A 12,946-nucleotide genomic window follows, 5' to 3' on the forward strand; every position below is an offset into this window, starting at 1 on the left:
ACTTGAAGTGATTATCACACAAGATGGCAATCAGGATCAGTGCTCGCATGTAGAATTCCGGCGTGACCGACGCCGATCCGCGCCACGTGCTGCTCGCCGACTCCATCCCCTTCCTGCTGGGGCAATTGGGTACGCATTCGGCCTACCGGTTCACCGACCTGCTGGCTCCGCTCGGCATCAAGCCGCAGCAGTTCGGCATGCTGCGCATCCTCGAGGCCGGTGGCGGGCGCTCACAGCAGCAGTTGTCCGAAGCGCTCGGCATCCACCGCAATGTGATGGTCGGGCTCGTCGACGATCTGGAGAAACGCGGGCTCGCCGAACGCCGCAAACATCCGACCGATAGGCGTGCGCACGCGGTGTACCTGCTGCCCGCCGGTCGCGAAATGCTCGCGCGCGGAGCGGAAATCGCTGCCGGGCTGGAGCGGGAGATCACCTCGGAGCTCGATGCCGCGGAACGGGCGACACTGCTGGTTCTGCTGCAGAAGGCGGCGGCCGGAAGTGGTCTGCTGCCCGGCATCCATCCGGGATTCACTACCGAACGACCCGATGATTCTGGATGTGACGCAGGTCGCTGACGTTGCCGGTCGCAGCGGCCCGCGGCCGGTGTCCAACCGGGTGAAGGCAAAATTCACCCGGAAGGACAGCCCTCATGGCCCGCATCGACGTACTCGACTCGTTCCTCACCGTTCCCAGGGCAGCCAATTCGGCAGCGGTGCAACCCATCCGTCGGCAACCCGGCCCACCAGGTCGAGGGCGTGCGGCCCCATGGCCCCGATCCAGATGCCGATCCGGTGCGCCGGCGCGGGCCCGCCCGCGATGCCCTGCACCGTGTATTCATCGCCCTGCACCGAGACCAGCCGCCCGGGTCTCCAGGCGGCGCGAATGATCTCGATCCCCTCCTCGAGCGCCCGCAGCGCCGCCCGCCCGGCGAGCGCCGGCCCGCCCATGGCGGCCACACCGTCCTCGAAAGCGCCCGCCCCGACCCCGAGTTCGAACCGCCCGCCGCTCAGCAGATCGAACGTGGCGGCCTGCTTGGCCAGCATCGAAGGCCGCCGCAGCGGCATATTCGCGACCCCCGGATAGACACTGATCCGCGTGGTCGCGCTCAAACAGGCCCCGAGCGCCGCGAAGGTGTCCCCGAACTCCGCCGCATACGGATGATCCTGAATCCCCACCAGATCCAGCCCCTCGTCCTCGGCGGCCTTCGCCATATCGAGGACGTCCTCCAGCGCCGCCGCGGTGGGCGGGATCGAAATGCCGAATCGAATATCCATCCCGCCTCCTTCGCGTGCGACGCCGAGAGGATCTTCGGCTGCCCGGGGAGCGATGCCCGGAATGCCCGATTTGCCAGCGTGTCTGACCGCTATGACAGCTGGTGAAGGCGTTAGATGCAGCTCCCGATTGAAGTCCCACCTCCTCCGCCGCATTCGGTGGGTGGAACCGAGCGGCCGCCGCGCCCCGGAAGTGGTGTGCACCTGCCGGTCCGCACCCGGAGAACCCTTGGGTATGTCCGCTTCGTCCGGCTAGTCGAGGGAGGGGCCGCTACTCTTCGGGGGGTGAGTGCGAGGTCGTCCGATGCGTCGGGGTTTGCGAGCGCCGGGCGAATGCGGGCTCGGGATGTGGATCGGGTGGATACGCGCGCCCGCCTCGATGCCGCCTATGAGGAAGGGCAGCTGGGGGCGGACGAGTACGACCAGAGGTCGCGGCGGGCTCAGGCCGCGCAGACGATCGCGGAGCTCGCGCAGCTGGTGGGGGATTTGCAACCCGGGCGGAACGAGGCGCCGCCGACGGCCACGCCCGCGAAACCGGCGGAGCTGAGCCGGTATCCGACCCGGACTCGGGCACGGGACAGTGATCGTGCGGCGACGGCCCTGCTCCTGGACGCGGCGCTGGCCGACGGGCAGCTGAACGAGGCCGATCATCGGGCGCTCATCGAACTCGCCGGGGAAGCAACGACTTTGGGTGAGCTGGCCGACCTGACCTCGGATCTGCAGCGGCCCGACGATGCGCCCGCCGTGGCACAGCCGCCGAAGACGCAGCGGCGCAAGGTCTTCGGCTGGGCAGTGCTCGCGGCGTGCGCGGCGATGTTCGCGGCCGGATTCGCGGCGGTGGATCAGCCGCCGGATATTCCGGCGGGTGCGCCGGTCGCGCCGCTCGGCGTGGTCCAGCCGGTGGTGGTGCCGATGCCGAATCTCATTACCGCGGAAGGATTTACCGTCTTCCGTGACCTGTATCGCGCCAAGTTCGGTGATGTCATCGTCGACGACCTCGACCTTTTCGGCGGCTACGGCAGTCTGAAGCGGCAGGTGCAGGGCCAGCCGAACCGTCAGGTCGAATACAACTACCGGGGCGGCTTCGAGTTGAAAGGCGGGCCCACCACCCGCAAGGTGGACACCCCCGTCTTCGATTTGGGCACAGTCGATGTGGCGGTGCTCGAACAGTTGATCAGCACAGCGCTCACTACTTTGAAGGTCGATCAGGCCACCGTCACCTACCTCATGTTCGGATCAGAGGACGTGCCGTCGATGCGCGGCGGCGGATCCGCGCCGTTCGTGCGAATCTACGTGGGCAACAAGGCGAGCGAGAGCGGCTACCTCCAGGCGACTCCCGCGGGCGTCGTCACACGATCTTCCCCGTTCAGCGGATAGGGCGATACATGGCCGAGAATCGGAACCAGGGAATGCGCGCCCGCGACTCCGATCGTGTGGATGCCTGTGCACTACTCGACAATGCCCGCGCCCAAGGTGAATTGACCGAGGCCGAGCATGCGCAGCGGATGGCGGCGGCCATGCGGGCCCGGACCTTCGGGGACCTGGACTCGCTCATCGCGGACCTGCAGATTCCCCGCAATCTGGTCGGCACCCCACTGCTGCAACCGCAACGGCGAAACCTCGCGCTGCGGTGGAAGATCGCGGCCGGTGCGCTGACGGTGGCGCTGCTGGCCGGTGCGCTGGGCGGCTGCCTCGCCCGCGTCACCGTGTCGAAACCGGTCATGCCGGACGCGACCACCGGTGCCGGTCTCGCGAGTTTCATTGCGGCATACCGGAATCACTACGGCGACACCATTGCCGACGAGGTCACGCTGTTTCCCGCCTATGTGGTGGTGGATCGGCGGGTCGGGCAGACCGATCGCGCCGACCGCATCCGCTATGACGGCGGATTCGACTCCATGTCCGACTCCACTCGGATGAGCGGCACTGATTCGATCGACCTGGCCGCGATCGATCTGCCGAAGCTGGCGGGCCTGATCGCGGGTGCGCCGCAGACGCTGTCCATGCCCGGCCGTGCGGTGACGCACATAGGTATCGAGCACAAGACCGGCGAGGATCCGCAGATCAGCATCTATATCGTGAACGGCTCGAAGACCGGCTACCTGCAGGTTTCGCCGCAGGGCGAGCCGATCGCCGTCTACCCGCCGCAGTAATCTCGATTTTGTTCGAAGATTTTCCGCGCTCCCTGGAATAGATGTCATGAGTCGCTCGTTGGTGCAGTTCAGACAAGGTTGAGCGAGGCCGACTCAAGTTCAACTTGCACCAGACGGACAACCGGTGCAGGATTGAGCCGACCACGCTCAGTGTTGCTGAGGATCCTGCTCCGATTCGGGGCAAGATCCCGCCGCTAGGACACATCGGTACGTCAATCAGGAGGAATCACCATGGCTCGTGCGGTCGGTATCGACCTCGGGACCACGAACTCGGTCATCGCCGTTCTCGAAGGCGGTGAGCCGGTAGTCGTCGCCAACTCCGAGGGCTCGCGCACTACTCCGTCGATCGTCGCTTTCGCGAAGAACGGCGAAGTTCTCGTGGGTCAGCCCGCGAAGAACCAGGCGGTCACCAACGTCGACCGCACCATCCGGTCCGTCAAGCGCCACATGGGCGAGGACTGGTCCGTGGAGATCGACGGCAAGAAGTACACGCCGCAGGAGATTTCCGCGCGCACGCTGATGAAGCTGAAGCGCGACGCCGAGGCCTACCTCGGTGAGGAGATCACCGACGCGGTCATCACCGTCCCCGCCTACTTCGAGGACGCGCAGCGCCAGGCCACCAAGGAGGCCGGCCAGATCGCGGGCCTGAACGTCCTGCGCATCGTCAACGAGCCCACCGCGGCCGCGCTGGCGTACGGCCTGGACAAGGGCGACAAGGAACAGTCCATCCTGGTCTTCGACCTCGGTGGCGGCACCTTCGACGTCTCCCTGCTCGACATCGGTGAGGGTGTCGTCGAGGTCCGTGCGACCTCCGGCGACAACCACCTCGGTGGCGACGACTGGGACGAGCGCATCGTGACCTGGCTGGTCGACAAGTTCAAGGCGTCCTCGGGCATCGACCTGACCAAGGACAAGATGGCCATGCAGCGCCTGCGTGAGGCCGCGGAGAAGGCCAAGATCGAACTGTCGTCCTCGCAGTCGACCTCGATCAACCTGCCCTACATCACGGTCGACGCGGACAAGAACCCGCTGTTCCTCGACGAGCAGCTGACCCGCGCCGAGTTCCAGAAGATCACCTCCGATCTGCTGGACCGCACCCGCAAGCCGTTCCAGTCGGTCATCAAGGACGCCGGCATCGCCGTCGCCGATATCGATCACGTTGTGCTCGTGGGTGGTTCGACCCGTATGCCCGCCGTCTCGGAGCTGGTCAAGGAACTGACCGGCGGCCGTGAGCCCAATAAGGGCGTGAACCCGGACGAGGTCGTCGCCGTCGGCGCCGCCCTGCAGGCCGGTGTGCTCAAGGGTGAGGTCAAGGACGTCCTGCTGCTCGATGTCACCCCGCTGTCGCTGGGTATCGAGACCAAGGGTGGCGTGATGACCAAGCTCATCGAGCGCAACACCACCATCCCGACCAAGCGGTCCGAGACCTTCACCACGGCCGATGACAATCAGCCGTCCGTGCAGATCCAGGTCTTCCAGGGTGAGCGCGAAATCGCTTCGCACAACAAGCTGCTCGGATCCTTCGAGCTGACCGGCATCCCGCCGGCCCCGCGTGGCGTGCCGCAGATCGAGGTCATCTTCGACATCGACGCCAACGGCATCGTGCACGTGACGGCCAAGGACAAGGGCACCGGCAAGGAGAACACGATCAAGATCCAGGACGGCTCCGGCCTGTCCAAGGAGGAGATCGATCGCATGGTCAAGGACGCCGAGGCGCACGCTTCGGAGGACAAGGCCCGTCGCGAAGAGGCCGAGACCCGCAACCAGGCCGAATCGCTGGTGCACCAGACCGAGAAGTTCATCAAGGACAACGAGGACAAGGTCCCGGCCGAAATCAAGACCAAGGTCGAGGAGGCTATCGCCGAGGCCAACAAGGCGCTCGAGGGCACCGATATCGCGGCCATCAAGACCGCGGTGGAGAAGCTCGCGACCGAGTCGCAGGCGCTGGGCCAGGCCATCTACGACGCCAGTGCCGCGGATCAGGCCGCCTCGAGCAATGGCTCGAGCGCGCCCGACGCCGATGACACCGTCGTCGACGCCGAGGTCGTCGAGGAGCCGGAGAAGAAGTGACGAACCCGAACCCGGAACAAGAACCGATCACGGTCTCGGGTGAGGGCGGCCCGGCCGCGGCGGACGGATTCGCCTCGGCCTCGGCCGCGGATGATGTTGCCATGAGCGAGGATTCGCTCGCCGACACCATCACCGCCGAGCTCGCCGAGCGCACCAACGATCTGCAGCGGCTCACCGCCGAATACGCCAACTACCGCCGCCGCGTCGAACGGGACCGCAAGGCCACCATCGACAATGCCAAGGCGACGGTCGTCAGCGAACTGCTGGCCGTGCTCGACGATCTCGACCGCGCCCGCGCACACGGCGACCTGGACAACGGACCGCTCAAGTCCGTTGCCGACAAACTGGTCACCGCCCTGCAGAAGCAGGGCCTCGAGGACTTCGGTTCGGAGGGCGAGCCTTTCGACCCGACCCTGCACGAGGCCGTGCAGCACGAGGGCTCCGGGCACGACCCGGTGATCGGCATGGTCATGCGCAAGGGTTACCGCTTCGGCGACCGCGTCCTGCGCCACGCGCTGGTCGGCGTCACCGACGGGGTGGCAGATCTGAACGGCTCGGCCGCATCGGATTCGACGAACGCCGGCCCCGATGCCGCTGGCGCCTAATACGGTGGCGGCCCCGTATGGGGCCACCACGTCGGTCCCATACGGGATGCCGACCTCGAGGAATCTGGAAGGAGGAGATGCCCGGTGAACCGGGAGTGGCTCGAAAAGGACTTCTACAAGGAGCTGGGTATCGCCTCCGGCGCGACCCAGGAAGAGATCAAGAAGGCGTACCGCAAGCTCGCCCGTGATCTGCATCCGGACAAGAACCCGGGTGACGCCAAGGCGGAGGAGCGGTTCAAGGTCGTCAGCGAGGCGCATGCCGTGCTGTCCGATCCGGAGAAGCGCAAGGAGTACGACGAGGCGCGAAAGCTCTTCGCCAACGGCGGTTTCGGCCGCGGCGGCTTCTCGCCCGGCGGTGGTGGTGGCTACGGCCAGCCCGGCGGATTCTCCGGCGACTTCAACCTGGGCGATATCTTCGGCGGGCAGACGGCCGGAGCCGGCGCGGGCGACGGTGGGCTGGGCGATCTGCTCGGCGGACTGTTCAATCGCGGCGGGACCCGCACCTCCTCGCGCCCTCGGCGCGGCAGCGATGTGGAAACCGAGACGACACTGGGCTTCCGCGAGGCCGCCCAGGGTGTGACGGTTCCGCTGCGCATGACCAGTCCGGCGGCCTGCACCACCTGCCACGGCAGTGGCGCCAAGCCGGGCACCAGCCCGCGGGTCTGCCCGCACTGCAACGGATCCGGAGTGGTCAGCCGGAATCAGGGTGCGTTCGGATTCAGCGAGCCGTGTGAGGACTGCCGGGGCACCGGGTCGATCATCGACGACCCGTGCGTCGACTGCCATGGCAGCGGTATCCAGAACCGGACCCGGACCATCACCGTGCGCATTCCCCCGGGGGTGCGTGATGGTCAGCGAATCCGGTTGGCGGGCCAGGGCGAAGCGGGACTGCGCGGTGCGCCGCCCGGTGACCTCTTCGTCGCCGTGCACGTCAGCCAGGACAAGGTCTTCGGCCGCAATGGCGACGACCTGACCCTGGTGCTGCCGGTCAGTTACAGCGAACTGGTGCTGGGGACAACGGTTTCCGTGCCCACGCTGGAGGGACGCGTCGGCGTCAAGGTGCCCCCGGGCACCGCCGACGGCCGTACCCTGCGCGTGCGCGGACGCGGTGTGCCCAAGCGCGACGGCGTCGCGGGTGATCTGCTCGTGACCGTCAAGGTCGCGATTCCGCAGAAACTGGACGACGAGGCCACCGAGGCGCTGCGGCGCTATGCGGAGGCGGAGAAGACCAGTGGTTTCGATCCACGAGCCGGCTGGGCAGGTGCGTGATGAATCCCGATCCGAAACAGGCCGCCGAGGCCCAGTACTTCCTGATCTCGGTGGCTGCGCAGCTGGCGGGCATGCACGCCCAGACGCTGCGTACCTATGACCGGCTGGGTCTGGTGTCGCCGCAACGTACTTCGGGCGGCGGCCGGCGCTACTCGGACCGGGATGTGCAGTTGCTCCGCGAGGTGCAGCGGCTGTCCCAGGACGAGGGCGTCAACCTGGCGGGCATCAAACGGATCATCGAACTCACCAATCAGGTCGAGCAGCTGCAGCAGCGAGTTGCCGAACTGGGCGCCGAAGTGGACAGGCTCCGGTCGGGCTACCGCCCGGATCTGAGTCCGCCGCAGCGCAGTACGGCGCTGGTCGTGTGGCAACCGCGTCACCGCCGCACCTGACCGGTGCGGTGTGAGGGATTTCCGGGGACCATGTCCCCGGGCCCCGGAGAGAAGGAACAGCGTCCCGTGATCGGGGCGCTGTTTTTCTTTGTTGCAGGCAATGTGCTGAGTTTCCTTGTGTAAGTGAAAGATTGTGGATAACTCTGGTGGAGTATTAAATACAGACCGGCCGGTTGCTAATATCTTCCGATTGAGAGTTTTGTCCTTATATCGCAACGCCTTTCGGTAGCCATCGAGGTTGCGGGAGGATCGCTCCTTTTCTGAGTCTTGCAAAACGAATGTCCCAGATTCGACGTGTGAAACCCCGTGTCCCACGGTGATTCCCAGTTGAACAGTCTGTTTTCCGGGCAGTTTGCTTGTTGCTTGTTCGTTTTTAGGGAATTACAGGCACATAGTTGAAACGTCCCGTTCCGTTGCTGGCAAACCTCGCCTACACTTGCTCAGCAACGGCAGCTGTCGAGTGTCCCGCAGCACTGCACTCACCGGCCCGGGCTGTGTTCGAGTGCGAAATGGGGTTGTGACACAAATGGATTCGCGGACCGTCGCATTGATTAGAACGACGTTCAAGTCGGTTGCTGCGGAAGACGGTGGCCCTGAAAAGCTCGCTCGTTCGTTCTACGCCATTCTCTTCACGGAGTATCCCCAAGTGCGGGATTTCTTCCCCGCCGCGCTGGATGCCCAGCGCGACAGGTTGGTGAAAGCGATCGCCTATGTGGTCGACCGGCTGGAGGAGCCGGACAAGTTGCTGCCCTTCCTCGCTCAGCTCGGCCGCGACCACCGCAAATACGGGGTGGTGCCCGAACACTATGCGGCCGTGGGCAAATCCCTGAAGACGGCCATGCAGGCCTACGCGGGTACCGAGATGTGGACCGATGAGGTCGACAGCGCCTGGGACGAGGGGCTCGGCGTCATCGCCGGCACCATGATGGGCGCGGCCGAGAAGGAAAGCGCCCCGCCGGTGTGGACCGGCACCGTCATCGAACATCGTGAGGTACTGCGCAATCTCGCCATCGTGCGCCTCAAGCTGGATCAGCCGATGCAGTACGCGGCCGGGCAGTACATGAGTGTGCAGATCCCGTCCCGCCCGCGGATGTGGCGGTATCTCTCCCCGGCCATCCCCGCCAATGCCGGCGGCGAGATCGAATTCCATGTGCGCGGCGTCACCGGCGGCTGGGTCAGCCCGGCCATGGTCGGCCACACCAAGGTCGGCGAACACTGGCTGATCGGATCATCGCTCGGCGGACTCGGCGTCCCGCGCAATACCCGCCGCAAAATGCTGATGATCGCCTGCGGCACCGGAATCGCCCCGCTCCGTGCACAACTCATGGCCATGACGCAGCGCCGGTCCAATCCGAAGGTCGATCTGTTCGTGGGCGGTCACTACCCCTGCGACCTCTACGACCTCGAAATTCTCAGTCAGCTCGCGCTGGCCAACAAGTGGCTCACCGTCACCCCGGTCACCGAGAGCGATGAGAATCCCTGGTGGCAGCTCACCAATTCCAGTGAGCCTCAGGAACATCCGGGTCTGCAACCGCGCCGGGTCGGCCAGATCGGCAAGATAGTCGCCGGTTTCGGGTCCTGGGAGGATCGCGACGTGCAGATCGTCGGGTCGCCCTCGATGGTGCAGACCACCAAGTTCCGTCTCATGGCGGCGGGTACCTCCACCGAGAACATCCGCCACGACCCGCTGTTCTGACGCGGGCCCCCAAGCCCCCGCGCCGCTGTCGGTCTTCGGGCAGCGGTGCGGGGTACCAAACGTTCGGTGCGGGTACCGAACGTTCACGGCCGTGCGAGCGGCTCAAAACCCTTCGTAGCGAATGGCTTCCGGAGCCGTCCCGGTAGCGACGAGCCGTTCCACAGCCGAATGCACGGCAGCGGTATTGCCGCACACCACGATGTGCTGATGGTCCAGCGGTGCGAAGCGGGTGACGATCTCCGCCAGGGTGCCGGGCAGCAACTCCTCCGGCTCGAATCCGATATCCACCCGGCAGGCTTCGTACCAGTGGTCGGTCCAGTCCGGATTGTCTTCGTCCAGCACCACGGGAAGCACTGTGAGCCAAGGTAGTTCATTGGCCATCAGGTGCAGCATATCGTCGGCGTAGAGGTCGCGAGGGTATCTGCCGGCCACGAACAGATGGGTGCGCGGCGGCGTCTCGCGACGCGAAATGTCCAGCAGTAGTGCGCGCATGGGGGCCAGTCCGACACTGTCGGCGAGCATGACCACCTCGGTGGCCGCCTCGTCCACGGCCAGCCAACCGGCGGGTGCGCTGATGCGCCATTCGTCACCGGTCCGGGTGTCCGAGACCAGGGAACCGCTGCACCAGCCGCCGGGGACGGTGCGGATGTGGAATTCCAGCTTGCCGTCGAGCGAGGGCGGCAGCGCGGGATAGAGGCGGCGCACCATATTCGGGTGCTGCGGCGTGCGCACCTCCACCGACTGGCCGGGCGCGAAGGGTACGAATTCGCCGATCAGCCGGACCACCGCGAGATCCTCGCGCAGGCGGTGCGCGCCGACCACCGTGGCCGTCCACTCGGCGGTCTCGCCGATCCTGATGGGGCCGGTATCGTCCGGGCCGAGGGTCACCGCATTCTCCTGATCATCCACACACCTTGCACTGCAACCATATTCGCCCCGATCGGCGGCCGGGGCCCGCTCACACCGGATCGCAGGCGATGGCCGACTCCGGGGTGCCCACCGCGAGCAGTGCCCGCTTGGTATCGGCGATCATGCGCGCCGAACCGGCGATCTGGATCTGCCGATCCGCCCATGCGCCGAAGCTGGCCACCACCGCACCCAGATTACCGATCAGCCGCCGGTGCATACCGAACGGCGGATCGGCGGGCGCGTACGGATGCCACCACGGATTGGTCTCGTTCTCGCAGACCGGAATCACCGTCAACCACGGATTGCTCTGCGAGAGCTGCCACATGTTCTCGACGTCGTACAGATCGCAGGGATAGCGCCCGCCCATGAACAGGTGCACCCGCGGATTGATACCGCGGCGGCCCATCTCGATCAGCTGTGCGCGGATCGGCGCGATACCGGTGCCCGAGCTGATCATGAGCACATCGCGGCGACTGCGCAGATCCACGTGCAGACCGCCCAGCGGGGAGGCGATCATCCAGCGATCGCCGACCTTGGTCTCATTGATGATGGCCGGGCTCACCCAGCCGGTGCGCACCTTGCGGACGTGGAATTCGATCTCACCGTACGGATTGGTGGGAATGGCGGGGGACAGGTATCGCCACATCTTCGGCCGCTGCGGAATCGCCACCGGTACGTACTGGCCCGCCTGATAGGGGATCGGCGTATCCGATTGCAGCCGCACGATGGCCAGATCGTCGACCACCCGGCGGTGGCCGACCACCGTCGCCTCCCAATAGGGTTGCGACTTATCGGAATTGGCTCCTATGGCCATCGACGCCGAGATCAGAATGGTGATGTCCCGCCATCCCGCCTCCAGCTGCCGGCTCCAGTTCGCCACTCCGTTGTAGGAGCGGAACGCGGAGAGCAGCGCACGACCGGCAATGTCGTAATGCGCTGCTTCTACTCCATATTTGCGATGGTCACGCGCGAGTTGTTCCAGGAAACGCTGTGCGCGGTCCCAGTCCTCCAGATTGTCGAGCACGTACTGAATGGCCGTCATCAGCCGCTTGGGCTGCATATCCATCGCCGTGGGGAACAGTTCCCGCAGGGCGGGGATCTCCGCGAAGAGGTGACCGTAGAACGCGCTGATAAGTCGTTCGGCGCCCTGAGGGGCCGCGACGACTGTCCGGAAGTTTGCGCGGACCAGCGCTGCTGAACGCGCATCCACGACGTCGAGCTTTCCTTTCCTTGCTACTACACCGGACGCACCTGGTTCCAGGCCGTCCTCCGCGTCAAGTATCCCTGAAAAAACGGTGGTCGCACGGATATAGCGGAGGCTGCTCGATTTGACAGCCGCCTCGGGGGAAAAGAAACGCGCAGTTCAGATGACCAGCACCGTCTTGCCGCGCGCGCCTGAGGCGCCGATCACATCGGGCGCCGCCTCCAGTGGAGGCGTGTTGTCGATCGGCACCACCAGATCGCCATTGCCCACATGACGCAGCAATTCCCGCAATTCTGTTGCGCCCCCGGTGGATTCGAAATTGCCGCCCTTGATGCCGCGCGCCTTCAGATCCGCCTCGTCGGCGGACCCGATGGTGGACAGGGCGGTGCCGCCGGTCTTGACCAGGCTCGCATTGCCGGAGAAGACCGTGGGCGGGCTCACCAGATCGAACAGCACATCCACACCGCCCGGACTGCTGGTGCGCACCGAATCGGCGACCGAAAGCTGCGAGTCCTCCGGGTGGGTGGGGGAGTCGGTGACAGTGATGCGGCCGTAGTCGACCACCTCGGTCGCGCCCAGCCGGATCATCCGATCGGTGTCGTCGGGGCGGGCGGTGGCAATGACGTGCGCGCCGGCCAGGGCGGCCAGCTGCACCAGGAAGGAGCCGACACCGCCCGCCGCGCCGACGATCAGCACGTGCTGCGCGGAGGTGACCGCGGCGGACTTGATCAGATCGAGGGCGGTCAGGCCCGCGGTGGGCAGTGCGGCGGCCTGGATCGAGGTGATCTCGTCCGGGACCTTGGCGAGGGTGCTCTCGCGCGGGACCACGATGAATTCGGCGAAGGTGCCGTGCCCGACCGGCGGGATGAGGAATTTGCCGACCACCCGGTCGCCGATCTCGAAATCGTTCACGCCCGCGCCCATGGCCACCACCCGGCCCGCGCCGTCCACGCCCGGGATGAGCGGAAAGTCATGCGGCAGTTTGCCATCCAGGAAACCGTCGATGATGCGTTTGTCGAAGGGGTTGACGCCCGCGGCCTCGAGTTCGATCTTCAGGGTGCCGGGCCCGGCCTCGGGGGTGGGCATATCCGTGGCCTCGGGACGGCCGCCGAACTCACGAACCACGATCGCGCGCATTGCTGCTCCATTCGTTCGGATGTCCGAGCTTGCGGTGAGCGGGTGATGCGTCAACGAACCCGGACCATCGTAAGCGGCTCACCTCCGAGAACTCCGCGATTCAGGCCTTTCGGTCTTGGTCGTGGCGCGTAGCGTGAACGATGACCTTCGACTCTTTCGGTTGCGCCGAAAATTTTGCAGACTTGAGCGGAACAGACTCAACTCTTGTCGCGTTGGATCCAGTAAGCGCTGCATCGAATA

At 65.7% G+C, this 12,946-nt stretch carries 12 protein-coding genes; 8 read left to right on the plus strand and 4 right to left on the minus strand.

The window, feature by feature from the left end; translation table 11 throughout:
- The first annotated feature begins 62 nt into the window (after nucleotides 1–62).
- Nucleotides 63–575 (plus strand): MarR family winged helix-turn-helix transcriptional regulator, encoded by a 513-nt coding sequence (locus tag OG716_RS32910; RefSeq protein ID WP_405134320.1) that lies wholly within the window; start codon nucleotides 63–65, stop codon nucleotides 573–575.
- Nucleotides 576–680: 105 nt separating this feature from the next.
- Here OG716_RS32910 and OG716_RS32915 read toward each other — a convergent pair whose 3' ends face one another.
- Entirely contained in the window at nucleotides 681–1,274 is a 594-nt protein-coding gene (locus tag OG716_RS32915) for an LLM class flavin-dependent oxidoreductase (protein WP_405134321.1), read from the minus strand.
- Between the two features lie 282 nt (nucleotides 1,275–1,556).
- Here OG716_RS32915 and OG716_RS32920 point away from each other — a divergent pair, with 282 nt between their 5' ends.
- The 7 genes from OG716_RS32920 (at nucleotide 1,557) to OG716_RS32950 (ending at nucleotide 9,456) form a co-directional block, all read left to right on the plus strand.
- A complete protein-coding gene (locus tag OG716_RS32920; protein ID WP_405134322.1) occupies nucleotides 1,557–2,648 on the plus strand; it encodes a DUF1707 domain-containing protein in 1,092 nt (363 codons plus the stop codon).
- 8 nt (nucleotides 2,649–2,656) lie between these two features.
- Nucleotides 2,657–3,424: a DUF1707 domain-containing protein gene (locus OG716_RS32925; RefSeq protein WP_405134323.1), complete on the plus strand. Its 768-nt coding sequence runs from the start codon at nucleotides 2,657–2,659 to the stop codon at nucleotides 3,422–3,424.
- 231 nt (nucleotides 3,425–3,655) lie between these two features.
- Nucleotides 3,656–5,494: a molecular chaperone DnaK gene (gene dnaK / locus OG716_RS32930; RefSeq protein ID WP_405134324.1), complete on the plus strand. Its 1,839-nt coding sequence runs from the start codon at nucleotides 3,656–3,658 to the stop codon at nucleotides 5,492–5,494.
- Nucleotides 5,491–6,099 (plus strand): nucleotide exchange factor GrpE, encoded by a 609-nt coding sequence (grpE, locus tag OG716_RS32935; protein ID WP_405134325.1) that lies wholly within the window; start codon nucleotides 5,491–5,493, stop codon nucleotides 6,097–6,099. The genes dnaK and grpE overlap by 4 nt, the downstream gene beginning before the upstream one ends.
- Before the next feature lie 84 nt (nucleotides 6,100–6,183).
- Entirely contained in the window at nucleotides 6,184–7,368 is a 1,185-nt protein-coding gene (dnaJ, locus tag OG716_RS32940) for a molecular chaperone DnaJ (RefSeq protein WP_355130617.1), read from the plus strand.
- On the plus strand, nucleotides 7,368–7,760 hold the full coding sequence (locus OG716_RS32945) for a heat shock protein transcriptional repressor HspR (protein WP_327142684.1): 393 nt from the start codon (nucleotides 7,368–7,370) through the stop codon (nucleotides 7,758–7,760). The genes dnaJ and OG716_RS32945 overlap by 1 nt, the downstream gene beginning before the upstream one ends.
- 526 nt (nucleotides 7,761–8,286) lie before the next feature.
- Nucleotides 8,287–9,456, plus strand: coding sequence for a globin domain-containing protein (locus tag OG716_RS32950; protein WP_405134326.1), 1,170 nt, complete (start codon nucleotides 8,287–8,289; stop codon nucleotides 9,454–9,456).
- A gap of 102 nt (nucleotides 9,457–9,558) precedes the next feature.
- Here OG716_RS32950 and OG716_RS32955 read toward each other — a convergent pair whose 3' ends face one another.
- The 3 genes from OG716_RS32955 to OG716_RS32965 form a co-directional block, all read right to left on the minus strand.
- The gene (locus OG716_RS32955) at nucleotides 9,559–10,344 is read right to left on the minus strand and encodes an FAD-binding oxidoreductase (RefSeq protein WP_405140076.1); all 786 of its coding nucleotides are present in this window, start codon (nucleotides 10,342–10,344) and stop codon (nucleotides 9,559–9,561) included.
- 70 nt (nucleotides 10,345–10,414) lie between these two features.
- Nucleotides 10,415–11,575, minus strand: a complete 1,161-nt coding sequence (locus tag OG716_RS32960; RefSeq protein ID WP_327142682.1) for an FAD-binding oxidoreductase — start codon at nucleotides 11,573–11,575, stop codon at nucleotides 10,415–10,417.
- Between the two features lie 153 nt (nucleotides 11,576–11,728).
- Nucleotides 11,729–12,706, minus strand: coding sequence for an NADP-dependent oxidoreductase (locus OG716_RS32965; RefSeq protein ID WP_405134327.1), 978 nt, complete (start codon nucleotides 12,704–12,706; stop codon nucleotides 11,729–11,731).
- Nucleotides 12,707–12,946 lie beyond the last annotated feature (240 nt).

The organism is Nocardia sp. NBC_01388 (assembly GCF_045040085.1).
Taxonomy (GTDB): domain Bacteria; phylum Actinomycetota; class Actinomycetes; order Mycobacteriales; family Mycobacteriaceae; genus Nocardia.

Bases quoted from the DNA above. Each gene is read 5' to 3' on its own strand.
- OG716_RS32915 (WP_405134321.1), bottom strand. From the start codon at position 1,274: ATGGATATTCGATTCGGCATTTCGATCCCGCCCACCGCGGCGGCGCTG.
- OG716_RS32925 (WP_405134323.1), top strand. From the start codon at position 2,657: ATGGCCGAGAATCGGAACCAGGGAATGCGCGCCCGCGACTCCGATCGT.
- dnaK (WP_405134324.1), top strand. From the start codon at position 3,656: ATGGCTCGTGCGGTCGGTATCGACCTCGGGACCACGAACTCGGTCATC.
- OG716_RS32945 (WP_327142684.1), top strand. From the start codon at position 7,368: ATGAATCCCGATCCGAAACAGGCCGCCGAGGCCCAGTACTTCCTGATC.
- OG716_RS32950 (WP_405134326.1), top strand. From the start codon at position 8,287: ATGGATTCGCGGACCGTCGCATTGATTAGAACGACGTTCAAGTCGGTT.
- OG716_RS32965 (WP_405134327.1), bottom strand. From the start codon at position 12,706: ATGCGCGCGATCGTGGTTCGTGAGTTCGGCGGCCGTCCCGAGGCCACG.